23 protein-coding genes, 1 other RNA gene and 1 pseudogene are annotated in these 25,259 nt (G+C 36.6%); 6 read left to right on the top strand and 19 right to left on the bottom strand.

Features of this window, described 5'->3' with window-relative positions; all coding sequences use genetic code 11:
- Positions 1-4: 4 nt before the first annotated feature.
- The gene (locus PATL70BA_RS14710) at positions 5-445 is read right to left on the bottom strand and encodes an RrF2 family transcriptional regulator (protein WP_125138087.1); all 441 of its coding nucleotides are present in this window, start codon (positions 443-445) and stop codon (positions 5-7) included.
- Positions 446-642: 197 nt separating this feature from the next.
- Entirely contained in the window at positions 643-2,718 is a 2,076-nt protein-coding gene (gene fusA / locus PATL70BA_RS14705) for an elongation factor G (RefSeq protein WP_125138086.1), read from the bottom strand.
- 539 nt (positions 2,719-3,257) lie between these two features.
- Here fusA and hisC point away from each other — a divergent pair.
- From hisC to aroA, 3 genes are read left to right on the top strand one after another with little or no spacing between them, the layout of a single operon-like run.
- Positions 3,258-4,349, top strand: coding sequence for a histidinol-phosphate transaminase (gene hisC / locus PATL70BA_RS14700; protein ID WP_172596271.1), 1,092 nt, complete (start codon positions 3,258-3,260; stop codon positions 4,347-4,349).
- Between the two features lie 51 nt (positions 4,350-4,400).
- Positions 4,401-5,492: a prephenate dehydrogenase gene (locus PATL70BA_RS14695; RefSeq protein ID WP_125138084.1), complete on the top strand. Its 1,092-nt coding sequence runs from the start codon at positions 4,401-4,403 to the stop codon at positions 5,490-5,492.
- Between the two features lie 18 nt (positions 5,493-5,510).
- Positions 5,511-6,791 carry a 3-phosphoshikimate 1-carboxyvinyltransferase gene (gene aroA / locus PATL70BA_RS14690; RefSeq protein WP_125138083.1) on the top strand — a complete coding sequence of 427 codons (1,281 nt, stop codon included), beginning with the start codon at positions 5,511-5,513 and terminating at the stop codon, positions 6,789-6,791.
- 50 nt (positions 6,792-6,841) lie between these two features.
- Here aroA and ssrS read toward each other — a convergent pair.
- The 8 genes from ssrS to PATL70BA_RS14650 form a co-directional block, all read right to left on the bottom strand.
- Positions 6,842-7,017: non-coding RNA, 6S RNA (ssrS, locus tag PATL70BA_RS14685), on the bottom strand.
- Between the two features lie 77 nt (positions 7,018-7,094).
- On the bottom strand, positions 7,095-7,769 hold the full coding sequence (locus tag PATL70BA_RS14680; protein WP_125138082.1) for an RluA family pseudouridine synthase: 675 nt from the start codon (positions 7,767-7,769) through the stop codon (positions 7,095-7,097).
- Positions 7,770-7,774: 5 nt separating this feature from the next.
- Positions 7,775-9,439 (bottom strand): nucleoside kinase, encoded by a 1,665-nt coding sequence (locus tag PATL70BA_RS14675; RefSeq protein ID WP_125138081.1) that lies wholly within the window; start codon positions 9,437-9,439, stop codon positions 7,775-7,777.
- A gap of 1 nt (position 9,440) precedes the next feature.
- Positions 9,441-10,223 carry a Nif3-like dinuclear metal center hexameric protein gene (locus tag PATL70BA_RS14670; protein ID WP_125138080.1) on the bottom strand — a complete coding sequence of 261 codons (783 nt, stop codon included), beginning with the start codon at positions 10,221-10,223 and terminating at the stop codon, positions 9,441-9,443.
- On the bottom strand, positions 10,210-10,899 hold the full coding sequence (locus PATL70BA_RS14665; RefSeq protein WP_125138079.1) for a tRNA (adenine(22)-N(1))-methyltransferase: 690 nt from the start codon (positions 10,897-10,899) through the stop codon (positions 10,210-10,212). The genes PATL70BA_RS14670 and PATL70BA_RS14665 overlap by 14 nt, the downstream gene beginning before the upstream one ends.
- A gap of 109 nt (positions 10,900-11,008) precedes the next feature.
- Positions 11,009-12,133: an RNA polymerase sigma factor RpoD gene (gene rpoD / locus PATL70BA_RS14660; protein WP_125138078.1), complete on the bottom strand. Its 1,125-nt coding sequence runs from the start codon at positions 12,131-12,133 to the stop codon at positions 11,009-11,011.
- Positions 12,134-12,173: 40 nt separating this feature from the next.
- The gene (gene dnaG / locus PATL70BA_RS14655) at positions 12,174-13,937 is read right to left on the bottom strand and encodes a DNA primase (RefSeq protein WP_125138077.1); all 1,764 of its coding nucleotides are present in this window, start codon (positions 13,935-13,937) and stop codon (positions 12,174-12,176) included.
- Between the two features lie 108 nt (positions 13,938-14,045).
- A complete protein-coding gene (locus PATL70BA_RS14650; RefSeq protein WP_125138076.1) occupies positions 14,046-15,053 on the bottom strand; it encodes a deoxyguanosinetriphosphate triphosphohydrolase in 1,008 nt (335 codons plus the stop codon).
- A 244-nt stretch (positions 15,054-15,297) separates the two neighbouring features.
- Here PATL70BA_RS14650 and PATL70BA_RS14645 point away from each other — a divergent pair, with 244 nt between their 5' ends.
- Entirely contained in the window at positions 15,298-15,741 is a 444-nt protein-coding gene (locus tag PATL70BA_RS14645) for a DUF3783 domain-containing protein (RefSeq protein WP_125138075.1), read from the top strand.
- 58 nt (positions 15,742-15,799) lie between these two features.
- Here PATL70BA_RS14645 and PATL70BA_RS14640 read toward each other — a convergent pair whose 3' ends face one another.
- Positions 15,800-16,603 carry a hypothetical protein gene (locus PATL70BA_RS14640; protein WP_125138074.1) on the bottom strand — a complete coding sequence of 268 codons (804 nt, stop codon included), beginning with the start codon at positions 16,601-16,603 and terminating at the stop codon, positions 15,800-15,802.
- Positions 16,604-16,782: 179 nt separating this feature from the next.
- Between PATL70BA_RS14640 and PATL70BA_RS14635 the strand changes: the two genes are divergently transcribed.
- Positions 16,783-18,534: a M3 family oligoendopeptidase gene (locus PATL70BA_RS14635; protein ID WP_125138073.1), complete on the top strand. Its 1,752-nt coding sequence runs from the start codon at positions 16,783-16,785 to the stop codon at positions 18,532-18,534.
- A 107-nt stretch (positions 18,535-18,641) separates the two neighbouring features.
- On the opposite strand, the gene PATL70BA_RS14630 is transcribed toward PATL70BA_RS14635, so the two are convergent.
- From PATL70BA_RS14630 to PATL70BA_RS16655, 8 genes are all read right to left on the bottom strand, one after another.
- Positions 18,642-20,270 (bottom strand): putative manganese-dependent inorganic diphosphatase, encoded by a 1,629-nt coding sequence (locus PATL70BA_RS14630; protein WP_125138072.1) that lies wholly within the window; start codon positions 20,268-20,270, stop codon positions 18,642-18,644.
- 84 nt (positions 20,271-20,354) lie between these two features.
- Positions 20,355-20,618, bottom strand: coding sequence for a TfoX/Sxy family DNA transformation protein (locus PATL70BA_RS14625; RefSeq protein ID WP_125138071.1), 264 nt, complete (start codon positions 20,616-20,618; stop codon positions 20,355-20,357).
- A 201-nt stretch (positions 20,619-20,819) separates the two neighbouring features.
- Complete coding sequence (locus tag PATL70BA_RS14620; protein ID WP_125138070.1) at positions 20,820-21,485, bottom strand: HAD family hydrolase; 666 nt, start codon at positions 21,483-21,485, stop codon at positions 20,820-20,822.
- Positions 21,486-21,527: 42 nt separating this feature from the next.
- A complete protein-coding gene (locus PATL70BA_RS14615; RefSeq protein ID WP_125138069.1) occupies positions 21,528-22,463 on the bottom strand; it encodes an AEC family transporter in 936 nt (311 codons plus the stop codon).
- Positions 22,464-22,556: 93 nt separating this feature from the next.
- A complete protein-coding gene (locus PATL70BA_RS14610) occupies positions 22,557-22,754 on the bottom strand; it encodes a cold-shock protein (RefSeq protein ID WP_125138068.1) in 198 nt (65 codons plus the stop codon).
- Positions 22,755-23,038: 284 nt separating this feature from the next.
- A complete protein-coding gene (locus PATL70BA_RS14605) occupies positions 23,039-23,236 on the bottom strand; it encodes a cold shock domain-containing protein (RefSeq protein ID WP_125138067.1) in 198 nt (65 codons plus the stop codon).
- 258 nt (positions 23,237-23,494) lie between these two features.
- A complete protein-coding gene (locus PATL70BA_RS14600; RefSeq protein WP_125138066.1) occupies positions 23,495-24,451 on the bottom strand; it encodes a 1,4-dihydroxy-2-naphthoate polyprenyltransferase in 957 nt (318 codons plus the stop codon).
- Positions 24,452-24,686: 235 nt separating this feature from the next.
- Entirely contained in the window at positions 24,687-24,839 is a 153-nt protein-coding gene (locus PATL70BA_RS16655) for a hypothetical protein (protein WP_243116024.1), read from the bottom strand.
- Here PATL70BA_RS16655 and PATL70BA_RS17155 point away from each other — a divergent pair.
- A pseudogene (locus PATL70BA_RS17155) lies at positions 24,774-25,159 on the top strand (IS110 family transposase). The gene PATL70BA_RS16655 and the pseudogene PATL70BA_RS17155 overlap by 66 nt on opposite strands.
- Positions 25,160-25,259: the final 100 nt, after the last annotated feature.

Here is a 25,259-nt window from a genome sequence, read left to right as displayed (position 1 = left end):
GCTCCTATCTGCTCAACTGAGATTTATCTATTTCTAATTGTTCATTCACAAGATCTTGAAGACTTATATTGTCAACCACATCATTGATACTGTCACTGATACGTTTCCATACAAATTTTGTTACACACAAGCTTGATTCCGAACACACTTTATCATCATTAATCAAAGAACAATCCACCGGATTCAAGTCGCCTTCAAGGGCTCTAAGTATGTTCCCGACAGAAATCTGGTCCGGTTTTTTTGTAAGCATATAGCCACCTTGAGCACCTCTTGTACTCTTAACATACCCTGCTTTTTTAAGGAGTGCAATAATTCTCTCCAGGTAGTTTTCAGATATTTCCTGCCGCTCTGAAATGCTCTTAATGGATACTTGATTTTCCTTGGAATGTATGGCCAAATCAATCATGGCTCTAAGTCCATATCTTCCTTTTGTTGAAAGTTTCACTGCATCACCTCATATTTCCTACTAAATGACTCGGATATGATTCTATGTAAGATTATCATGCCAACTCATAGTTTGTCAATACTTTGACATGTATTTTATAAGTACATATCCAACTTGTTTGGTTGGATATAATATTTTAACAAAAAACGGGTTATACCATCGTCTGGCATAACCCGTTTATATTATTATTATAATATTTATTTATCTTGAGCTCGATCCTCTATTACCTTGGTTTGAATCTCTGCAGGTGCTTCATCATAACGTTCAAAGCTTAAGGTAAACATGCCTCTTCCTTGCGTCATAGATCTTAGGTCCGTTGAGTAACCATACATTTCACCCATAGGGACTTCAGCTACCACTTCTTGTTTCCCCTTCACAGGATTCATGCCCATAACACGTCCCCTTCTCTTATTCAAATCGCCAATAATATCACCCATATAGTCATCGGGTACAACAACGTGAACACTGGCTATCGGTTCTAGTATAATAGGTTTACAAACTTTCATCGCTTCTTTAAAAGCTGCAATTGTCGCCATCTTAAAAGCCATCTCCGAGGAGTCAACAGGATGATAAGAACCATCCACCAGTGTTGCTTTCACACCTACAACCTTATATCCTGCTAGTGCGCCTCTATCTACAGATTCAATCAAGCCCTTCTCCACTGCAGGGAAATAGTTTTTAGGCACTGAACCTCCGACAATCTTTTCTTCAAAAACAAAAGGTTTCTCACGATCACCTGACGGTTCAAATTCCATGACAACATCTCCATACTGACCATGACCGCCGGATTGTTTCTTGTGTCTTCCACGTACTTGACCTTTTGCTTTTATGGTCTCACGATATGGGATTCTAGGCTTGACCAACTCAATCTCTACTTTGAATTTGTCAAGTAGCTTACTCTTGACAATCTCCAAATGTTGACCGCCAACACCATACAAAAGCTCTTGATGGTTTTCAGTATCAAGAATAATATTAATGGTTGGATCTTCTTCCATTAATTTGTGAATACCGGATGTCATCTTCTCTTCCTCACCTTTTTTAATGGGAAGAACCGCTCTATAAGCTAAAGATTCCGGAAATGAGATGCCTGGTAACTTAACGAGTTTGGCAGGATCGCATAATGTATCACCAGTACTAACATCTGTTAGTTTAGCAAAAGCACCAATGTCTCCTGCATGAATCTCATCCACTTCAAACTGTTCTCTACCCCTTAGTACATAAATATGGTTTGCTTTTTCCTTCTGATCTTTATTAACATTCATCAATTGCATATCTTTCTTTATGATTCCTGAATAAACTCTAAAAAGAGATAACTTTCCAACATAAGGGTCTATGATTGTTTTAAAAACAAGGGCTGTTGCTTCATGTTCAATATCACAGAACACTTCAACTTCTTCACCTGTATCTGGGTCCTCACCATAAACACTTGTATGCTCTTCTCTTGGAGAAGGCATATATTTAACCAAAGAATCCATCAATACCGTAACTCCTGTATTATTAGTTCCTGAACCACAAAGCACAGGTATGATTGATCCATCTATAACACCATTATGCAAAGCATTTTGAATTTCTTCTAATGTAAATGCTTCACCTTCAAAATATTTTTCCATTAAGGCTTCATCGCTCTCTGCAACCGCCTCTAAGATCATTTCTCTTACCTCATTGACTTCATCCATTAAGTCTTCCGGTATTTCACAAGGCTCTACATGATCTTTTACGAATCTTCTACCTTCCATTTTAATAATGTTCACAAAACCAACGAAATGCTCGTCTTCCTTTATTGGTACTTGAAAAGGTGCAATCGATTTACCAAAAATATCCTTTAATTGGTTCAACACCTTATTTAAATCTGCATTGTCATCATCCATGTCTGTCACGAATACTATTTTCGGTATTTCCATTTCTTCTGCGTATTCAAACGCTTTTTCCGTACCTACTTCTACGCCTGATCTGCCTGAGACTACAACAATGGCACTATCGGCAACACGTGTGGCTTGTTTTGCTTCACCAACAAAGTCAAAATATCCAGGTGCATCCAATAGGTTAAGTTTGCAATCCTGCCATTCAATAGGTATACAAGAAGTACTGATCGAAAAGCCTCTCTTGATTTCTTCCTTATCAAAATCGCTAATCGTATTGCCTTCTTCTACCTTACCTTGTCGTTTTACAATGCCATCCACATGGGCCATAGCTTCCACCAGTGTAGTCTTACCGCTTCCTCCATGGCCTAATAATACAATGTTTCGAATCTGTTCGGACTTATAAATCTTCATCGTATGTCCCCCAATCTTAAGTTAGTATTTTGAAACCTTTGCGCTTTCACTCATAATATCAGATTACATATGACGCTTAATATGCATCGTCACTGTTTTGGTCTTATATTACGAGAAATTGCTGATACCTCTAGTATTCTACATTCTTCATCTATTTCCTTCAAAGATTTTTATTTTATCAAAGTTTTTTTATGCAAGTTAACCAAAGTGCTTTCCTGATTTATCTTATAATGTCTGTTTTTTCTCTTTTTTTGGTGTTTACCATCATTCCCTCATTCATTATTCCTAATTTTCTGAATATCAGTTTATAAAGTTAACGCATTAAATTGTTGACATGGTTTTCGTTGCATGTTACTATAATTTCATCTTTTCTAAGGGTGTATCCGGCTTTCTATTGCGTATGTAGATTGAGTTATAAACCTACACATGAACAAAGAGGCTTCGATTCGTTATGAGCTCTGCTCATAGAGAATATAAATATATTTGCATCCAATTGTATGTTATAATATAGTCATTATTTTGAGAGGAGCTTTATTATTATGATCAAATATCGCAAAGAAGTAGAAAATTTAAGGCCATATATTCCAGGCAAATCTATAGATGAGGTCAAACAGACTTACGGACTGACCCATATCGTCAAGTTAGCCTCTAATGAAAACCCTCTTGGATGTTCTGAGTTAGCTAAGCAGAGCATTATTGAATCATTAAAAGAACCCAGCTACTATCCTGATGGCAACTGCACCGCACTTAGGGAAAAGCTTGCTAACAAGTATAATCTTAATCCAAATCAGTTTATCTTTGGCGCAGGTTCAGATGAGATTATTAACATGATTGCTAAAACCTATGTCGCTAAGGATGATGAAGTCATAACCGGAGACATCACCTTCCCTCAGTACAAGGCAGGCACCCTTCAGATGGGTGGCAAGATTATCGAAGTGCCTTTAAAGGCACATACTTTTGACTTAGATGGCATACTTAAACGTATTACAGAACAAACACGCGTGATCTTCATTGCCAATCCAAATAACCCAACAGGTACCATGGTCAACGCAGCTAAACAACTGGATTTTTTAAACCAAGTCCCAGGAGATATTCTAGTTGTTATGGATGAGGCATATGTTGAGTACATCAGGGACTCCAATTTTCCTCAGACGATTTCTCTCCTTCATCAATACCCTAATCTTATGGTATTAAGGACTTTTTCAAAAATGTATGGTTTGGCATCCATGAGAATTGGTTTCGGTATCGGACATGAGGACGTCATTGAAAAAATCAACCGCATCAGAGGCCCTTTTAATGTTACGACTGCTGCACAAGTGGCGGCTGTTGCAGCTCTTGATGATGAAGCATTCGTTCAAAGGACTTATGAAGTCAACGAAACCTCAAAAGCCTACACTTATTCAAGATGTCATGAACTCAATCTCTCATATATAGAAACTTATGGCAATTTTGTCATGATAGATTTTGGACGACCAAGTCCTGAAATGTTTGAAGCACTTCAAAGTCAAGGTTATATTGTTCGTCCAGGTCACAACTTAGGCATGCCCGGCTATCAACGTGTCACGCTTGGTACAGAAGAACAGATGGTAGCATTCTTTGATGTTGTAGAAACTATTCTTAATAATGGTTAAAGTATTGAAACTTTAAATCGTTTTGCATCGTGCACAAGGAAGGATAAACAGATGATTAAGCAGATTGGTTTTATTGGATTTGGTCTTATTGGTGGATCCATCGCAAAAAGCATAAAAAAATACGGCTTAGCTCAAAAATTGATTGCTTATGATCGCCACCTGGAACCACTTCATCAGGCTATGAATGAGGGTGTCCTAGATCAGATTGCAACATCATTAGAAGATGGCTTTGAATCATGTGACTTAATCTTCTTATGTTGTCCTGTGAAGGTTAATATAGAGATGTTCGAAAAATTAGCCGGCATCGTTCATGAACAGTGTATTGTAACAGATGTGGGCTCTACCAAAAGTGACATACACGATGCTCTTGATGATATGGGTACAAACATAAGATTTGTTGGCGGACATCCTATGACGGGTTCTGAGAAAAGTGGTTATGAAGCCTCTTCTTCTCAATTGTTCGAAAATATTTTTTATATTCTAACCCCTTCTAAAACTTCTACTCAAGAGGATCTAAATGTTTTAAAAAGTCTGGTCGAAGGTATTGATAGCATTCCTATTATAATGGATGCTTCAGTACATGACAAAACAACAGCTTCCATTAGCCATGTACCTCATGTTCTTGCTGCACTCATTGTTAACGCCGTTAAACATCTGGATACAGAACAGGGTTATATGCATACTCTTGCTGCCGGTGGCTTCAAAGACATTACACGCATTGCATCAGCCTCTCCTATTATGTGGCAGCAAATCTGCTTAAGCAATAAGGAACCGATTCTTGATGTACTTGAGTATTATAAAACCATGTTGACAACAATAGAGAACTCTATCAAAGATGAAGATGCACATCAACTTTATGCACTATTTAGTGAGGCACAAGCTTATAGAAACACCTTTAACGATACTTCATCCGGTATTTTCCCAAGGCACTATAGTTTTAGTGTTGATGTTGAGGATGAACCCGGTATCATTGCAAAAATTGCCACACTCTTAAGCGAGGCAAAAATCAATATAAAAAACATCGGTATCATCAACAACAGAGAGATTGATAACGGTGTGCTTAGCATACTCTTTGAAGATCAAGACCATATGGAATTAAGTATCACACTTTTACGAAATCTTGGTTATACGATTTACACTTAAGCTTAACAGGAGGTTTTTATGCACATTCAACCCGTAAAACAACTTAAAGGAACACTAAAAGTACCTGGGGACAAGTCCATTTCCCATCGTTCAATTATGTTTGGAGCCCTTGCAAAAGGTACAACCACTGTTGAAGGTTTCCTGACCGGTGAAGACTGTTTATCTACGATTGCTTGTTTCAGACAAATGGGTATACACATTGAACAAGTTCAAGACAAGGTCACCATTCAAGGTAAGGGACTTTATGGACTCACTAAACCGAATTCGATTTTGGATGTTGGAAATAGTGGCACTACCATGCGTTTGATGTCCGGCATATTATCCGGTCAATCTTTTGAAGTTAACATAACCGGTGATGCTTCCATTAGAAAACGACCTATGGACCGTATCATTCGTCCTCTTACTTCTATGAATGCAAATATCAGCAGTCTATCCGGTAACGGTCTTGCGCCTTTATCTATAAAGCCGAGCCTACTAAAACCTATAGACTATATATCTCCGGTTGCAAGCGCCCAAGTCAAATCTTCCATATTACTGGCCAATCTATATACGGGATCGACTTCCACGGTTAAAGAACCTACACTCTCTAGAAATCATTCCGAAATTATGCTCAATCATTTCGGTGCACATGTAGAAATTAATGGATCTTTGGTCACCAGTCATCCCATTAAAGAATTGTTCGCAAATCATGTCGTTGTACCCTCTGATATTTCTTCAGCTGCCTTTTTTATGGTTGCAGGGCTTATTTGCCCAAACAGTGATCTTATCTTAAAAGATGTGGGCATTAACCCTACAAGAGACGGTATTATCCATGTTCTTAAAGAAATGAATGGTTCTATTGAAGTCATAGACAAACGTGTTGTCAACGGAGAACCCATTGCAGACCTTCATATCAAGTCTAGTAAGCTTAAAGGGACAATTGTTGAAGGTGATATTATTCCAACATTAATCGACGAAATACCTGTTATTGCGGTTGCTGCTGCTTATGCAGAAGGTACAACAATCATAAAGGATGCCGGTGAGCTTAAGGTAAAAGAAACCAATCGTATTGATACCATGGTCTCTGAACTTAAAAAGATGAACATCCATATTGAGGCTACGGCCGACGGCATGATTATCGTAGGTGGTAACCGGATACAAGGTGCACATGTCCAGAGTTATGATGATCACAGAGTGGCCATGTCTTTGGCCATTGCCGCACTCGGTGCTAATGGCCATACACGTATTGAAAATAGTGGGTGCATTGCCATCTCCTATCCAACCTTTGAATCTGATTTAAGTTCACTTATTCATATATAAAAAAAATAACTGTTACATCCTATAAAGGAAGTAACAGTTTATTTTTTAAATGATTACCCGAAATGCCGTTCCCCGGATTTTGATCCCTAGCTTCGGCTAGGTGGGTATCCGCACTATGCTTTTCGTCTTCCATTCAAGAAGGCTTGACGTCCAACATAAAATATAGGATTCCCAATGTTACTATGTAGGTTCAAAATACAGGTTTCTCCGAACACCCCAGGAAGTATCTTTCTTTTACTCATTATACCATCATAACCCACCAAAATCAAATGATTAGGCATATTCAGACATTAGCATAACATTTTATAAAGTTTCATAATCATCTTCATTTTTAAAGAAAATGTCAAAAGGATGTTCCTTATTTATGTGTTTAAATGTCATGTGTCCGATTAATGGATGGTTTATTTCGAGTTTATAGGCCTGTAGGCCAATGTCCACCCAAGTTCCTTCTTTGATAACATTATATTTCGTGTCACCAACAAGTGGTAATTTGTGATGCGCCATTTGGGCTCTAATCTGATGATGTCGACCCGTTTCAAGTTCAACTTCCAATAGAGATAATGATTTGTCACTTACCACCACTTTTTTTATACATCTATACGTTAATATTGCTTCCTTGGCTTGTGGCACTTTTTTTGAAGTAACAATCGTCCTATTACCTCTAACCTTTTGAAGATAATCTACGAGTCTATTCTCTTGCTCTGCTTCGCCTTCAACAACGGCCAAATATTTTTTGTTTAAGTATGATTTCTGAGTAAAGGCTCTATGTGCTTCTGATGATTTTGTAAGTACCATTATACCGCCAACCGGACGATCTAGTCTTTGAATCAGTCCAAGATTAATATTTTTATCTTCATGACCCACGTGTTCCAGTACTGCCTCATAGACATTTCTATCTCCTGATAAATCCGGCTGACTTGGCATCCCTTTTGGCTTAACAATGACTATGATGTGCTTATCTTCATATAGTATTTTCATCCTGCTTACCTAAAATTCGATCCACCGATAAACTCTCGTATAATCGAGTTATTCGGTATACTCTCACTAGATACCCCAAGAAAATAATCTAGAAACTTAATGAGTCTTTTTGCCTCTATATATTCCTGGCTTCCTTTAGGTACATTAAATAATAAAGGCTCTGCATACTGTTTTAGTACAGAAAGCTCATAAATTAAAGATGAATTAAACATAGCGTCGGCTTCCTCTTGAAAGGGGAAGATATATTGTTCTTCTCCGTTTCGTACAGATGGCCACATAGCAAGTGTTTTTATAGCTGAGGCACCTCTATACTGGTTATCCCTAACCATACGTCGTAGTAATCTGGCATCTGTTGTCGGTACTCGGTTGTGATTATCAATATTCAACTGGGTCAATGCACTGATATAGATTTTGAACTTATTTTCTTCCGGTATGGCCGAAGATAGCTTTGGATTCAAGCCATGAATACCTTCAATGACCAGTATTGTATTGTCTTCTAACTTAAGGGTATCACCTTTGTATTGTCTTAGTCCCGAGATAAAATCAAAAGCCGGCATGGATACGACCTCGCCTTTTAAGAGTTGATGCATATCATGATTAAACTGAGCCACATCTAGAGCTTCAAGACATTCAAAATTATAATTACCATCTTCATCTTTCGGTGTATCATCCCTATTAACAAAATAGTTGTCTAAAGAAATGGGCTTTGGTCTTAATCCCAAAGATCTAAGTTGTATCGATAGCCGATGGGCAAAAGTGGTTTTTCCGGAGGATGAAGGCCCTGCAATAAATATAAATTTCTTATGCTTGATATCTTTCATGACATGGTCAGCAATTCTTCCGATTTTTTTCTCCATTAGTGCCTCTTGTACCATAATGAGTTCATTCATTTTCCCCTGAGAAATGACATCGTTAAGTTCGCCTACTGTGTCGACCTCCATCAAATGCCCCCAGTCTGTGGCATTCTTTAGTGTCTCAAATAACATTTGGTCCGGCTCAAAACGTGCCGCCTTACTTGGATCGTTAAAGTCAATGAATTGTAAAATCATACCATCTTCATAAGGATATAGTTCAAATACTTTTAAGTAGCTTGTATCCGGCACCATATAACCATAGAAATAGTCGTAAAAGTCATCAAAACGATATAGATTGACATTGGATACGCGTCTATACTTAAACAATGTCACTTTATCTTCCATAAACTGGTTTCCAAAAATTTTTATAGCTTCATCTGTTTTTACCGTTTCTTTTATAAAAGGTAAACCAAGATTAATAAGCTCAACCATTCTTTCTTTAATTTTCGTCAATGTATCCGTCTTTAATAGTCTTTTCGGCTCAATTTCACAATAAAATCCATAATTAATTGAATATTGAACAATAACTTTAATATGTTCTTCATGACCAATAACATCATGTGCGGCCTTAATCATAACAAAGGATAGGCTTCGTTGGTATGTTCTAAACCCATCTTTATTTAAAATATCAAGGAATATAACATTACATGGCTCTTTAATTTTTTGGTTCAATTCACTAAGCTTGGTATCGACAACAGCTAATACGATAGGCGTTTTAAATTGAGATTGATATTGAGATGCCAGCTCTAGTAAAGTAGTCCCCACTTTCACTTCTTTTTCCTCATTCATCACATTAATCTTAATCCTATCTTCCATCCTACACCTCGCTGTTTTTTATTGGGTTGACCAAATAGTTGTCCTTACTCACGATGACACTTTTATCCATATGTTGTAATAACAGTTCATACATGAGTTCTGTGACCATAATTTCACTACCATAGTGTGTAACATCAATGACGCAGTTTCCGGATTCATAAACCCACATCGCATCATGATATTTTAAATCTCCTGTTAAAAAAACATCCACTTCATCAAACATCTCTTCTTTAAGAAGTGACATGCCACTTCCTGTTACAAAAGCTGCTTTTTCTATGTTTTTTTGGTCATCACCCACATACTTAAGATTAGGCATTGACAGCTTTTGTCCCAAAAAAACTGCATAACTTTTTAAGCTCATTGGTTTTTTGAGGTTCCCTATAAGCGTATACCCATGGGTATCTATACTCATTTCAGTTATATGTTCTAATTCTATTTTGTTTCCAAAATATCGATTTAGACCATTAGTGGCCCTGTCCATATTGGAATGTGCCACATACAGTGCAATATCACTACGAATCAGTTCCTGGATTTTATGTCCGGTAACCGTGTCATCACAGATGTTCTGAATGGGCGTATATATTAGGGGGTGATGTACAAAAAGCATATCGACATCATCTTTAATAGCACCTTCTATTACATCTATGGAAGCTTCTAAGGCAACCCTAATGTGTCTTATATCCTTCTGATATTTACCAATCTGAAGACCACATGGGTCTCCCTGTTCAATAGCTTCCTTAGGAACGACCTTTTCTATTATTTTAATAATCTCATTTAGTTTCATGATGCCTCCTTATTTCTACAATTGTATCGTATTTATCTTTTAAAACTTTGCCTCTTCCAATTGTACTTTTAGCATCTATGGTTTTAAGACGGTTCATGACTTTTTCAAGCTTACTTTTTTCTGTTTCTAAATAGGCTAGAAAAGTGTCCGATCCTGCTTCCATTAGTTTTTTCCCGTATTCATATTCTAACATTGAATAACGCTCGTTGCCTTGCTTACACTTTAATAGTGTATAATACTTTTCTTGATCTATTACCATATATTCTTCCGCAATCATAAAGCCCAACTCATGAACAGTTCTTCTAACGTGTGGTATGTCAAGATGTGGCGATAAGATTAGTGTTTCGATATTACGAAGCTTTTCTTTAGATGTCTCTAGTATATTGCTTATCAAAACACCACCCATACCTGCTATGACAACAACACTCACATCTTCCGGCAGATCTTCTAGACCTGGTGATTTTAGTGCAATGACCTGTCCATCTAACCCATATGACCTTATATTTTCCCTCGCCTTCATCAATGGACCTTCATTGATATCCATGGCATAGGCTTTGGTTACTTGTTGGTTTTTTACAAGTGCTATTGGCAAGTAGCCATGATCGGTTCCTATATCAGCAACGATTGAGTTATAAGGAACAAGCTTAGCAATAGCCTGTAAACGATTTGATAACATAGCAATCCTCCTATGTTTTGATATATATCGCAGCAAAGTCAATTTTTTGTAAATGAAAAGTCTTGGTCCGGGAGCATAACCCCAAAACCAAGACCTTAGACCATGCCTCTTATTCCAAGTAATCTTTTAGTTTACGACTGCGGCTTGGGTGTCGCAACTTCCTTAAAGCTTTGGCTTCAATTTGTCTGATACGTTCCCTCGTCACATTAAACTCTTTGCCAACTTCCTCTAGTGTTCTTGCACGTCCGTCATCTAAACCAAACCTTAACCTTAAGACCTTTTGTTCTCTGTCTGTTAAAGTATCCAGCACTTCTACAAGTTGCTCTTTTAACAAAGTAAATGCTGCAGCTTCAGCTGGGACCGGTACATTATCATCTTGTATGAAGTCACCTAAGTGACTGTCTTCTTCCTCACCAATGGGTGTTTCTAAAGACACAGGCTCTTGAGATATCTTAAGAATTTCTCGAACCTTTTCAACCGGCATGTTTAGCTCTTCGCCAATCTCTTCCGGCAATGGATCTCTGCCCAATTCCTGTAGAAGTTGTCGACTTACGCGAATCAGTTTGTTTATGGTTTCAACCATATGAACCGGTATACGAATGGTTCTAGCTTGATCGGCAATCGCTCTGGTAATGGCCTGCCTGATCCACCAAGTTGCATATGTACTGAATTTATAGCCTTTTCGATAATCAAATTTTTCTACCGCTTTAATCAGACCCAAATTACCTTCTTGAATAAGGTCTAAAAATAACATACCACGCCCAACATAACGTTTTGCAATACTAACAACCAATCTTAGATTGGCTTCTGCTAGACGTTGTTTTGCTTGAATGTCACCATCTTCCATTCTTTTTGCTAGATCAATCTCTTCTTGAGCTGTCAAAAGACTTACTTTTCCTATTTCTTTCAAATACATACGAACAGGATCATCGATATTGATACCATCGGGCAAGGATAAATCGAGTTCAACTTCTTCTTCTTCCTCTTCCTCTTCAACAGCATCATCTTCATCAGATACCATGCCAAGAACATCAATATCATTTTTGTCTAGAAACTCATATATAATCTCAATTTGATCCGGCGTTAACTCAAGCGCCTTAAAATGTCTTTCAATCTCCGCATATTCAAGAACATCCTTTTTTTCTCTTGCAATATTTAATAATTCTGCAAGCTTTTCTTGAAACAATGCTATGTCCTCTTCAGACGTTTCTACTTCAGGTTTATTCTTAGCCATATTTACATTCCTTTCCTTAATCCAATAGATTATGGTTGGTTCAATCAAGTGATATATTTAAGCTATCTAGCTGTCTTTTCATGTTGATCATCTCTTGTAACTGCTTCGGGTCATTCACTTGTTTGGATAGTTGCTCTATATGTTGCCGCTTGATGATTTGAATATTCTCTCGAATCATTTTTTCAAACTGTCCAGCATGTTCAATGGGCATGTTGTTATTAAAAATATTTGCAATCTTATTCTGCTCTTCTATGGTATCAAACTGTTGAATCAGACTTGCCGGTTCTATGGGTTCTTCCTTTTCATAGGCATCCATGACCATCTGTGCCATTCTTCTATATGTGTTATCGGAAAACTCATCCGGTTTTATGAGTTCTCGAATGGCATTGTAGACTTTTTGATGGCTTGTAATCAATGTTAACATGTTTTTTTGAGCCCTCATGATAACATCTTTTGAATCCCTACTTGTCACACCATCGCTTTGATCCTTTGGTTGACTGGCTATACCAATATTTTTTCCTATTTTACCAAGTAAGCTTTCCATAGCACTTCGCTTAATATTGTATTTATCTACTACCGCGTCCAAATAGTTTTCTATTTCGATTTCATTTTCTAACGTTAATATTTTTTTGGCCAACGCATAATCAAAGTTGGTCCGACCTTCAGGGTCTTTAAGATTATGCGTTTTTTCAAGCTGTCTTATTTCATACATAAAGCTCGGCTCAGCTCGTTCAATCAAGTCTGCAAAACCCTTGGCGCCAAACTTTTCAATATATTCATCCGGATCTTTTGCGCCTTCGACACTTAACACTCTAACGCTAATGCCCGCTTTTTTTAGTATGGGAATTGCTCTTAGTGTAGCATTTATACCTGCGTCATCTGTATCGTATGCAATGACCACTTCTTCTGCATAACGTCTAATCAGACTGGCATGTCCTGTTGTGAACGCTGTACCGAGGGATGCAACTGCCGTGGTGAATCCGGCTTGATGCAAAGCAATTACATCCATATAACCTTCTACGATAATGAGTTTCTTGTTTCGAGCCATTCTAGCAATATTCATACCGTATAGATTCCGACTTTTATCAAATAGCTTGGTTTCTCCTGTGTTTAAATATTTGGGATTGTTATCCCCTAGAACACGACCGCCAAAACCAATAACCCTGTTATGTACATCAAAAATAGGGAACATAAGTCGATCAAAAAATCGATCATAATAGGATTCCTGTTTCGTCTTGTCTTTGGCTGTTAACCCGGCTTCAAAAAGTTCTTGGTCTGTAAAACCTTTACTTCTCAGGTATTTATAGGTATCATCTCTAAAAAAATTGGCATACCCTAAACCGAATTTTTTCCTATTGATTTCATCAATACCTCTTTTCTCAAGGTACGTAATGGCTTTTTTCTTAGGATCGTTCATCATTTGATAATAATAATATCTCGCAGCTTCTTTGTTAGCATCTAGTAGTCTTTGCTTAAAACTCAATTCCTTTTTCTGAGCATCTGAATACTCCATTTCCGGTAATTGAATATGAGCTCGATCCGCCAAAGCTTTTATTGCTTCGACAAAGTTGTAGTTTTCATACTCCATCACAAAGGTGTATACATTACCACCTGCGCCACATCCAAAACAATAGTACATCTGTTTATCTTCACTGACAGAAAAACTAGGGGACTTCTCATTATGAAATGGACATAGACCGAAATGAGAACTGCCTTTTTTAGCCAGATGGACATATTCAGATACTACGTCAATGATATTATTTTGAGTTCTTATTTCTTCAATCAACTCTTCTGGATAAAGCATCCTCTTGACCTCTTTTTCTGCCCCTGTACATATATATATTTAGTCGTACCTAAATAGTGTTCGACAGCTCCATCAAATTTCCTTTATTTTTTTATACTTTGACCTATATTAATCTTTCCATGATGATGGTATGAATATCTCTGTAAAAGTATTGATGGCATAACGGTCCGTCATTCCGGCAATATAATCGCATACCACACGATCAAGGGTATCTTCTTTGTTATCAATACGCTCTAAGTATTCATAAGGCAAAAGATGTTCCCTCTCCTTAAAATACAAGAAAAGTTGTGTTAACATATTAATTGCTTTATTCTCATGCTCCTTAGCTTTTGAACCAATATATACATTCTCAAACATGAATACACGTAACTCTTGCATGGCGTCCATCATAGTAGGACTCATAATCACATCATTTTTATTCATGCTGTTACCCACAATGTCATGAATCATATTATTAATTCTTTGTCGTGCCGTTTGACCTAATATATCTAAATAGGTTTTAGGTATATCATCCGCCATAAGAATCTTAGCACGTATGGCATCATCAATGTCATGGTTAATATACGCAATCTTATCTGATAATCGAATGATCTTACCTTCCAATGTACTTGGTTCACCTTTTGTAGGATGATTCAATATGCCATCCCTAACTTCCCATGTTAAGTTAAGACCTTTACCTTTGTTTTCCAACATTTCGACCACTCTAATGCTTTGTTCATAATGTTTAAAGCCTACTTCACATATGTTATCAAGCGCACGTTCACCTGCATGGCCAAATGGTGTGTGTCCTAGGTCATGACCAAGCGCTATAGCTTCTGTCAAATCTTCATTTAACCTAAGTGCTCTTGCTATTGTTCTACCAATCTGTGCTACTTCTAATGTATGGGTTAATCTCGTTCTATAATGGTCACCTTCTGGTGAAATAAATACTTGTGTCTTATGTTTCAACCTTCTAAATGCTTTAGAATGAATAATTCGATCTCGGTCCCTCTGAAAATCCGTTCGTATATCACAAGGTGACTCTTCCGACTCTCTACCTGCCGAATTTTTTGAAAGTACTGCATATTCACTTAAATATTGCTCTTCAAAATTCTCCTGTTGTTCTCTAAGGTTCATCTTGCACCTCCAGTTTATGCTTGTTGTTTCGTTGGTGATAAGATTTATGTTTAGAATAATTCTATCTATTTTATAATATACTTCATAAAAGGTGATTTTCCTTTAAATTTTCATTAATATCTGTTTTTTTTATTATAAGTCGCTATTATTCTGAAATAAAATGTAATTCTTATAGTCAGCAAGCTTAATCTTAGGTATAATAGTTAAGGACAGTTTACTGTATCAGTAACCTTAATACTTTACTATGAAAGGATACTCTATGGCTTTTGAAAAAATAGATCATCAAAATAATAATCGACCAGAAGGCAAAACATGTCTCCTTGTCTATGGATACGATGAAATATCATTTAAAAAAATACAAGACTACGCCGCTTTATATGACATCTTTGAGTTCGTGAATGTAACACCAAGTACATTAGGAAATACATTACAAAAGCTCATTGATCATACCGACAAACCAACTTTCGGCATCGAACGGGTTGATACACAGGCCATTGTCCTTAATGCCGTCTCTCCCAAAGAATTAAATGATTTTGTTCGTAGCTTTAGAACACTTGGCTTACCAAGCCCATTGTTTGCAGTTGTAACACCGCTTTCTATTAACTGGCCTTTTCATGAATTGTTAAAGGACCTCTTAGAAGAACGCGCGATGATTGCAAATAACAGAAAATTTTCCAAGAATGATTAGGCGTTAAAACTAAAAAAGATGGAACCTGACATATATGTCAAAGGTTTCCATCTTTTTTTTATTTTCCGTCTCTATTTTCATTGATTCGGTCATAAATGGTTTCACATGCCCCATTGATCAACACCAGTGGCGCTTCAGGATTTTGAGTTTTGACTTGAACCTTTATTCTGTCAATGATCGCAAAATACATTGCAGGATCATCGAAATCTTCTTCCTTAATACCACTTAGACCAAATAGATTTTGTTCGGATTTTGAGTCAAAGTAGTTGGCTACCATATTATGATGTAACTGTTCTTTGGTTTCTCCCTCAGCTTTTGCTACATCAATTCCTTTTCTGGTATGAAAAGCGATGTAAGTAAAAAGACCACCCATAATGATGAGTACCGAAGAGATCATCATTTTGTTGAACCCACCGATTGTAATAATTTCTAAAAAGTTAAATATACCAAGTACTATTGCTACAATACCAACCGTACCAAAGGTATATACCGTCGACTTCATTTCACTGACCGTACCTTTTACATCAACGGTCTCTGCTTCGTATTCATCGAAATAGAAGTCATCTTCGTTTGTTTCTTCCATATGTTCTCGTATATAGACTTTCACATAAGTCATGGCAGACTCATATTCTTTTTCTCCCACCTTGATAATCAGGTTGTCTTCTGCTTGGACCGTCTCAACCTTTTGAATTCCTGAATATGCCAGATACCTTAACAATTCTTCTGAATCATCGGGTTTGACAGCAATCAAATCTTTCATATACGTGTGGTTTACTAAATCCGGCACCAAATCTATATGGCAATCTACACATTGCACCATATGATCTTCATATTCTGTTTTACATTTCGGACACCAAGGCATACGAAACCTCCTTATTTGAATTAGCCACTATTTCCCATGACCGCTAGATTAATTATAGACCATTCCTTCTTTTTTTTAAACCCTCTATTTCATAAATAATTCCAATATGTTACAATTTAGTCGTTACCCATTAACCATCTTAATTATAATCGAAAAATATATATTACAAGGAGAGTCCTATGAAACAGTGGAATTTGGATGTCTTATACACGTCTTTTGAAGATCCTAAACTATCAACGGATCAAAATACCGTTCGTCAGCTAATGGAAAAAGCTCAAAATTACATACATGAGGATTTAAAGGGTCCAAAACCTATAGAAGAAAAAATACTAGGCTACTATCAACTTATGGATACTTTAGGAGCTGTCCTTGAAGCATTAGGCAACTTTGGCCAGCTCACTTACTCCGTCGATACAAAAAATTCAAAAGCCTTAAAGCTAATTGAAACTGTTGAAGGTTATGATCCCATACTAACGCTTGTTAATGTTGGTTTCAAAAAATGGTTAGGTACATTATCCGACATAGAGACCGTAATAAATAATGCCCCTCAATTAAAGCCTTATCAATTCGCCATTCGAAATGCACTGGATGATGCCCAATATATGCTTAGCGACGCTGAAGAGTCCCTTCTTGCCCATATGCGCAACACTGGGTCTAATGCTTGGAGTAAGCTCCAAGAGGCAACCCTTGCTTCTTTAACAGCCTCTGTAGACGGTGATACCTTACCTATATCCATTGTTAGAAGCCTCGCATATGATCAAGACGCTAAGAAACGACGCCATGCTTATGATGCCGAACTTGAATCCTATAAAAAAATCGATACGGTCTCTGCTGCAGCTTTAAATGCAATCAAGGGCGAAGTTATTACCGTTGCTCATAAACGCGGTTATGCTTCCCCACTTGAAATGACCCTAAAAGATGCTCAAATGGATCTTGAAACACTTGATGCTATGATGACGGCTATTTCTGAATATTTACCCTCTTTTAGAGCTTATCTAAAAAAGAAAGCAGTAATGCTCGGTCATGAGAAAGGATTGCCCTTTTATGATTTATTTGCCCCAATTGGGAATGTCCATATGACGTACACCTATGAAGAAGCACAAGCATTCATTATTACAAATTTTTCAAGTTACAGCCCTGTTCTTGGAGATTATGCTAAGCGTGCCTTTGATATGAATTGGGTTGACCCTTTCCCAAGAGAAGGTAAGGCTTCTGGTGCTTTTTGCAGCAATATTCATTGCGTATCCGAAAGCCGTATCATGGCAAATTTCAACAATAATTTCAACGACGTAAGCACTTTGGCACATGAACTTGGCCATGGTTACCATGGTGAATGTCTCAAAGATGAAGTCCAAACCAACAGTGACTACCCGATGCCCCTTGCTGAAACTGCCTCCATCTTTTGTGAAACCATCGTTAACAATGCAGCTTTAAACCATGCTACGCAAGATGAAGCCATTGTTATTGTTGAGAATGCAATCATGAGTGCTTGCCAGGTCATCGTTGATATATATAGTCGCTATCTTTTTGAAACCGAGCTTTTCAAACAACGCACCAACGCTTCTCTCTCTGTAGAGGAATTAAAATCCATGATGCTACATGCACAAAAAGAAGCTTACGGTGATGGTTTAGACCATGATTACTTGCATCCTTACATGTGGGTTTGTAAACCCCACTATTATTCTGCTGATTATAACTTTTATAACTTTCCTTATGCTTTTGGTTTATTGTTTGCAAAAGGATTATATGCCATGTACCTAGAAGACAAAGAAGCTTTCATACCGAAGTATGACGCTCTTCTTAAAGCTACCGGCTCAAATAATATCAAAGACGTTTTATCTATTGTTGGTGTTGATGCCCACAATCCTGATTTTTTTAGAGCTTCTCTTGAGTTAATCAAGAAAGACATTGATTTGTTCTTAACGTACTGATTGTAAGTAAACGCATTACTAACTGCCATAATATAATGAAAACGACGGATGCTTCAAGATCTTAACTTGAAGCGTCCGTCGTTTTTTAGTCTATACCTTAACTCCATCTATAACTTCGCAGCTTTCATTAAATTCGGTACCACTTGTTTTTTCCTTGAAAAAACATTGGGAAGGAATATACTATTTTCTGTTGACTGAACTTTAAAAGCTTGTTCTACAATCCATTTGGCCGGCCCCACTGCTATGAGCTCTGTCCCACCCATAACGACGTCCGTTACTAAAAGCACGACCAAATCCACTTCTTGATCATCGCTCATATTACGCATTGCCTGTAAAACTTCGTCATATACTTTGAAGAAGCCATCAAAGTCACTTGTGTTGGTTTGAGCTATAATAACTCTGTTATCCCCGAAAGTAAATCTCTTAAGGTCTGTGGTCAAGATTTCCATAGCGGTCAAGCCTTCAAGATCTGCACCTGCATGGATGAGCTGCATACCATACATTTGAATATCTACACCTGCTATCTTAGCAAGTTTATAGGCTGTAGCTTCATCCACTTCTGTTGATGTCGGTGATTTAAACAGCAATGTATCTGATAAAATGGCACTAAGCATTATTTTTGCCATTTTCTTATCTATCTTCACGTGTTGTTCATCATAAATTTTGGCGACTATCGTAGACGTACACCCAACAGGCTCCACTCTGAAATACAAAGGTCCCATAGTCTGTATATCCGCTACCCGATGATGATCAATAACTTCCATCAGATGAATGTCCTCTATACCATCAATAGATTGTCCTTTTTCATTATGATCCACCAAAATAGCTTTTTTCTGTCTGGTTTCAAACAAATCACCTTTTGAGATCATACCTTTTATAAAACCATTTTCATCTACAACAGGGAATCGTCGAAATTTCGAGGTCAACATATTACGTTTAACATCATCAATGGTTTCATAAGTTGAAAAATACTCTAGATTATCTTTTTTAACCACACTTTTTATAGGTGCAGTTTGATTAATGACCTTCAACAATGCACATAGAGATTTATCTGTTATTAATATTGTTCTGGTTTCATCCTGTTCAATTCCGATGGTCTCTTTATCTTGAACATTTGCAAGAACCAGAACACCAACATCAATATCTTTTGTCTTACCTCTGTTGTAAGTCTTAATATCACAGAACAGAATGTCCTTTTCATCAAATACTTCTTCATCTTGAAGATCATCAAATAAAATGATTCTACCCGATACGTTGCCTGTAGGTTTTTTGCCATGAAAAGTTGTCAATGTTAATTCTGTCATAAGATTGCTATAAGGGGTACTTGTATCTTTTAAGAAATTTTGTCCCTCCATAGACATATACAATGGTAAAATATCCGAAATAGAAACAACACCTATCAAATGCTCATGGACCCCTACAACAGGAATTGAACGTCCGACTTGAGTAATTATGGTTTCTAATGTTGATTTGATGGAAGTTGCCTCTTTTACAAACCCAACTTGATTGATTTCTAGGTCTGTTACATGTGGCTTCAAATGCTGTACTACTTTTGGCACCTCATGGCCAACCTGTTTTAAAACAAACTGAGTTTCTTTATTCGGTTCTCCCAGTAGAACCGGTACATATTCATGACTTGAATCTATCTGATTCTTCAAATTTGCATATGCAATAGCAGAGCAAGTTGAATCAGTATCCGGGTTCTTATGACCAAAAACATAGACGATTTCTCTCAAATAAAACCACCTCCATTGTCAACTCAAATACAGTGATTCGTAACATTTATTACTTTATGGACGCTCCACCGCAAATATCGGCCATCACCCATTCATATTCATGCATCTTTCATCAAAGGATTGTTTCAACCTAATCTTTTCTTCATGCTGAATATTATGCCATCTGACGCCGCGTATGGCACCCTCAAGGGCAAATAGCTTATCCATACAATCCTTATCCTTTTGATATAAAAGATAAGTTGCCTCAACACTTCCGATTTCTCTTAACTTTTCTGCTTCATGAATGCCAACTTCGTTTAACAAGCTCTCCAATTTCGGTCCAATATTAACCAGATTCGATACTCTCATAATTCTTACCTCCAAAATACATTCAAAATTTAGTCGACTATTAGGCCCTAGCCTTTAAGTTTTTTTCGTCTGTACTTAATGGTAAATAAAAATTAATTCGACACACTAAATACACCCTTATTTTAATACTCATGACTGAAAAATAAAGTTGTCCCTCAACAACTCATTATCATTATGCCATAAGAATATATTTTTCTCAAGTTAGCTTGTTACATTTTTTACTATATTCACAATTTCTTCCGGCTTATTCACCAAATAGGTTGGATTAAGCGCCTTTAGTATTTCAGGTTTTCTAAATCCCCAAGTGACGGCAATCATAGGAACACCGGCTGCTTGTGCTGTTTGAACGTCAATTTCCGTATCACCAACAAAAAAACACCGATTCTTCATAATCCCATAGTCATCAAGAAGCGCCATTACTTCTTGGTGGTCCGGTTTCTTTTTTCTTACCCCGTCATCACCAATAAGCCTAAGAAAGTTATACTGCCCCAAATAACGCTCTGCTATAATCTTGGCCATGCGCTCATTCTTATTGGTATGTATGGCCATCTTAACGTCCATTCCAACAAATGTATCCAGCATATCATAAATACCGTCATAAGCCTCTAATGCCTTATCAAAGTATTCATGATAGGATACTAACATTTTATTATAAAAGCTTAAAACTGTTTTAGGATCTCTATGCGTTTCCGGTAAGGCCTTAAAAACCAGTCTTTCAATACCTTCACCCAAAAAATCAAAATAGGCTTCTGTTTTATGCGTTTCCAGTTGATTTGTCTCAAGCACGTGATTCATTGAATAAGCCAGACCCTCTATTGAATCAACAAGTGTACCATCCAAATCAAATATTACCATGACGTCTTTCATAAGTTTCTCCTTCTCATTTTAATAATCTTGTTTAAACCTAATTTAAGAATATAGTCCAACAATTATAATCAGTATTGGAATCGTAGCAATCATCATAAGCGTTGATAAAAATACAGCCTCGGAAGCCTCTAGGGTATTGCCACCATATTGTCTTGCCATAATGACTGTATTGGTACCAATAGGCATGCCGGATAATATAATCGGGACCCAAAGTCCAAAACCTGTCAATCCGATAGAGGATAAAACAAAACCAATGCCCAAAGGGAACAGAATCATCCTGATTACACTAAGTGCAAATATTCTATAATTTTTTAGAATGGTTCTTATCTTAACACCGAATAAAGAGGCACCTACAACAATCATTGCCAAAGGGGTTGTAATACTCCCCAACACATCGGATATGTTTAAGACAACAACCGGAAGCTTCCATCCGGATAAAAAAGAAATAATGCCAATGACTGTTGCTATAATCCCCGGATTCATAAACTGCTTAATGGACCACTCCATTTTATGGTCTTTGTTCTTATCAGATAGTATAAAATAAACACCAAGTGTATAGAGCAGCAAGTTAAAAGGAATATTAAAAATAGCAGCCATAAATAAAGCATCTTCACCAAGAAGGGCTATTGTCATCGGAAAACCGATAAATCCCACATTACCAAAAATGGCCATGAATTTGTAGAGTCCTATGCTACCAAGTGGTGCTTTTACCAATTTTGCCAAAACCGGCGCCATCCCAATAAGTATCCCATAGGTAATGAAAGTCGCTAAGGCGATATCATAAAGATCTGATAGCTTTGTAGATGCCGTGTTACCAAGAGATGCTATAATCATTGCAGGCATGGTCACATAGAATATTAAGGACGAGAAGTTTTTAATACCCTCTTCTGTGATGATACCTTTACTTCTAAGCACATAACCTAGAAACATAATAAAAAACAAAATAATGACTTGGCTAATAACAAGAGTAAAATCCATAACTGCCCTTTCTATTTCTAAAATTATTTATGTCCCAAAGAATAAGAAAAAGACCTGGAGCAAGGCTCCAGATCTTGTAATCATCTAAGTAGATTAAGCTACTGTAATGTTTTCAGCTTGTGGGCCTTTAGCGCCTTCTGCTACATCAAAGTTAACTGCTTGTCCTTCTTCTAATGATTTGAATCCGTCTTTTTGAATTTGTGAATAATGTGCGAACACATCATTACCAGCTTCTGTTGTGATGAATCCAAAACCTTTATCTGCGTTAAACCATTTTACTGTACCTGTCATTTTAATGACCTCCGAATTTTTATTTCCTTATTATCATTGTGGTAAAATTACATCTTAAAATAAAAATTCAAAATCAAGGCATATATGGTTTTAAAGATTTATTTGCAAAGGATACTTCTTTTACTTAAATAATACAAGGTTCTCTATAAGCATATAGTATTTCCTGGAAATTGCAAGCTTTTTTTGATTTTTTTTGATATTATCTACCCCGTATATACAACAATCTACCTGAAAAATCATTAAAAAAGACCTGAAGACAAGTCTTCAGGTCTTGATAGGTTTAATTAAGCTACTGTAATGTTTTCTGCTTGAGGGCCTTTAGCGCCATCAACTACATCAAAGTTAACTGATTGTCCTTCTTCTAATGATTTGAATCCGTCTTTTTGAATTTGTGAATAATGTGCGAACACATCATTTCCATCTTCTGTAGTGATAAATCCAAAACCTTTGTCTGCGTTAAACCATTTTACTGTACCTGTCATTTTAGTGACCTCCGAATTTTTATTTCCTTACTATCATTTGGTAAAATTGCATCATTCAATAAAAATTCAAAATCAACTTGTACATGGTACATGGTCTTGATAATTTTTATAATTTGATTCATTTACTAATAATACAAGGTTCTTCTTTATAATAAAGCATTTTGAAAAAAATGCAAGTCTTTTTGCGTTTTTTCTGCATTAATCTCAATATTTGATATTATTACGTAACTTAATGTATTATTTTATACTCAAAATCGCCTATGTTAACAAAGAAATCATAATGCTTAGAATTATAGAAGCCATATAACTACCGGATATGAATACAAAGTTTTTAACAGAGATGACAAATGTTTTAGATTTGTCTTGTTCTTTTAAAAACTTTTTTGTACCTTTATAAACCGGGAAAATAGTTAGAAAAACCAACAAAGTTGATATCGGCAACCATTTCATTATGATACTTAAGAATATGGCTAAATAGGACAAAACTATAAGTAGAACAAATAATGAAATTGCATGCTTCTTGCCGATATAGGCAGGCAATGTATAACGTCTATTAATCAGATCATCATCCATATCACATATATTATTGGCTAACATAATATTAGCGATTAAAAATATGAGCGGCAGTGCAATAAAAATAATGATAAACATCTCTTTCATATTAACCGCCAAATGTAAGGTCCTTTGCTCCATATAATAATTAATATAACCTCTTTCAAAAATCTGAATATAATTAGCGATAAAAAATATAAATCCCCCCATCATCGTTCCTGATAAGACTTCACCCAGTGGTGTATGAGAGATAGGTACTGGTCCATAAGAATACAATATACCGATTCCAAAGGCTAATACTCCAATCAACAATACAACCCAGTCCGTCAAAAGAAATAAAACGGTGCCAAAAAGAATGCCTAAAAATAATAAACCACCTATCGTCATTTGGACTTGCTTTTCTGTAAGCTGATCTTTGACAATAGCATTGTGGCTTTCATAGTTAAAGCCTTCTTTTAAGATTGCTTTTTTGTAATCCCAATAATTATTAATGGTTGTTGTTGCCATATCCACACATAACATACTCATAAAAAACAGTCCAAGTCTTAAAGCATCAAATGCCTGATACCTATAATAGCAAAAGGCTATCCCCGTAAGAAAAGGTAATACGCTTGCCACCTTGGTCTGTATCTCCACAAGCTTAAGAAAAGAACTAATTTTCATTTCTACCTTGTATGATATTTATAGAAGTAAATATCACACTTTCCTTTCTTTTTTATTCGTGACTATAATACATTCAGATACTGTGGTACCTTTGATTTTTTTCTGTAGCACAGACTACTTAACAGGAGTGTATTGCCGCTACCTTTATCTGAATTGTTTATTAGCTGGATGTGCCATACATTTTGTATAGAGTACTTATCTCATTCAAGTCTACAATGATAATCGCTGGTGGACGTCATGGTATCAATAATTCGAAAGGAGATTTAATCTCATGATCTATCTTGGCATTGATATCGCCAAACTTAACCACTTCGCCGCAGCCATATCTTCTGATGGTGAAGTACTTCTCGAGCCGTTCAAATTTACGAATGACAGTGATGGCTTCCATTTGTTGCTCTCTTCAATTAGTTCCTTTAAAAAGAGTGACCTCATCATTGGTCTTGAATCAACAGCTCACTATGGCAACAACCTTATTGAATTTCTTGTATCTAGACACTTTAAGGTTTGTCTCATCAACCCACTTCAGACTTCATCTATGCGAAAAATAACATTCGCAAGACTAAGACTGATAAAGTTGATACCTTTGTTATCGCTAAAACCCTTATGATGCATGATCATCGTTTCCTCACTGTAGAAGACATTGATCTTATGCATTTGAAGAATCTTGGACGTTTCCGTCAGAAGCTGGTTAAAACCGTACTAGGTTGAAAATTCAGCTAACTTCTTATATGGATCAGGTTTTCCTGAACTCCAATACTTCTTCAAATCAGGTTTGCATCAGAAAGCCTGTTATCAGCTTCTTAAAGAA

This window comes from Petrocella atlantisensis, from assembly GCF_900538275.1.
GTDB lineage: Bacteria > Bacillota > Clostridia > Lachnospirales > Vallitaleaceae > Petrocella > Petrocella atlantisensis.
Note: the sequence above shows the minus strand (reverse complement) of the source record. Positions and strands in the feature narration are given on the sequence as shown.

Bases quoted from the DNA above. Each gene is read 5' to 3' on its own strand.
- PATL70BA_RS14640 (WP_125138074.1), bottom strand. From the start codon at position 16,603: ATGCCTTGGTGTCCGAAATGTAAAACAGAATATGAAGATCATATGGTG.
- hisC (WP_172596271.1), top strand. From the start codon at position 3,258: ATGATCAAATATCGCAAAGAAGTAGAAAATTTAAGGCCATATATTCCA.
- fusA (WP_125138086.1), bottom strand. From the start codon at position 2,718: ATGAAGATTTATAAGTCCGAACAGATTCGAAACATTGTATTATTAGGC.
- PATL70BA_RS14695 (WP_125138084.1), top strand. From the start codon at position 4,401: ATGATTAAGCAGATTGGTTTTATTGGATTTGGTCTTATTGGTGGATCC.
- PATL70BA_RS14615 (WP_125138069.1), bottom strand. From the start codon at position 22,463: ATGGATTTTACTCTTGTTATTAGCCAAGTCATTATTTTGTTTTTTATT.
- PATL70BA_RS16655 (WP_243116024.1), bottom strand. From the start codon at position 24,839: ATGGAAGCCATCACTGTCATTCGTAAATTTGAACGGCTCGAGAAGTAC.
- PATL70BA_RS14650 (WP_125138076.1), bottom strand. From the start codon at position 15,053: ATGAACCTTAGAGAACAACAGGAGAATTTTGAAGAGCAATATTTAAGT.
- PATL70BA_RS14645 (WP_125138075.1), top strand. From the start codon at position 15,298: ATGAAAGGATACTCTATGGCTTTTGAAAAAATAGATCATCAAAATAAT.
- PATL70BA_RS14680 (WP_125138082.1), bottom strand. From the start codon at position 7,769: ATGAAAATACTATATGAAGATAAGCACATCATAGTCATTGTTAAGCCA.
- aroA (WP_125138083.1), top strand. From the start codon at position 5,511: ATGCACATTCAACCCGTAAAACAACTTAAAGGAACACTAAAAGTACCT.
- PATL70BA_RS14600 (WP_125138066.1), bottom strand. From the start codon at position 24,451: ATGAAAATTAGTTCTTTTCTTAAGCTTGTGGAGATACAGACCAAGGTG.
- PATL70BA_RS14635 (WP_125138073.1), top strand. From the start codon at position 16,783: ATGAAACAGTGGAATTTGGATGTCTTATACACGTCTTTTGAAGATCCT.
- PATL70BA_RS14625 (WP_125138071.1), bottom strand. From the start codon at position 20,618: ATGAGAGTATCGAATCTGGTTAATATTGGACCGAAATTGGAGAGCTTG.
- PATL70BA_RS14605 (WP_125138067.1), bottom strand. From the start codon at position 23,236: ATGACAGGTACAGTAAAATGGTTTAACGCAGACAAAGGTTTTGGATTT.
- PATL70BA_RS14620 (WP_125138070.1), bottom strand. From the start codon at position 21,485: ATGAAAGACGTCATGGTAATATTTGATTTGGATGGTACACTTGTTGAT.
- dnaG (WP_125138077.1), bottom strand. From the start codon at position 13,937: ATGCTTTATCCAGAAGAGTTGATTGAAGAAATAAGAACTCAAAATAAT.
- PATL70BA_RS14610 (WP_125138068.1), bottom strand. From the start codon at position 22,754: ATGACAGGTACAGTAAAATGGTTTAACGCAGATAAAGGTTTTGGATTC.
- PATL70BA_RS14670 (WP_125138080.1), bottom strand. From the start codon at position 10,223: ATGAAACTAAATGAGATTATTAAAATAATAGAAAAGGTCGTTCCTAAG.
- PATL70BA_RS14675 (WP_125138081.1), bottom strand. From the start codon at position 9,439: ATGGAAGATAGGATTAAGATTAATGTGATGAATGAGGAAAAAGAAGTG.
- PATL70BA_RS14665 (WP_125138079.1), bottom strand. From the start codon at position 10,899: ATGTTATCAAATCGTTTACAGGCTATTGCTAAGCTTGTTCCTTATAAC.
- rpoD (WP_125138078.1), bottom strand. From the start codon at position 12,133: ATGGCTAAGAATAAACCTGAAGTAGAAACGTCTGAAGAGGACATAGCA.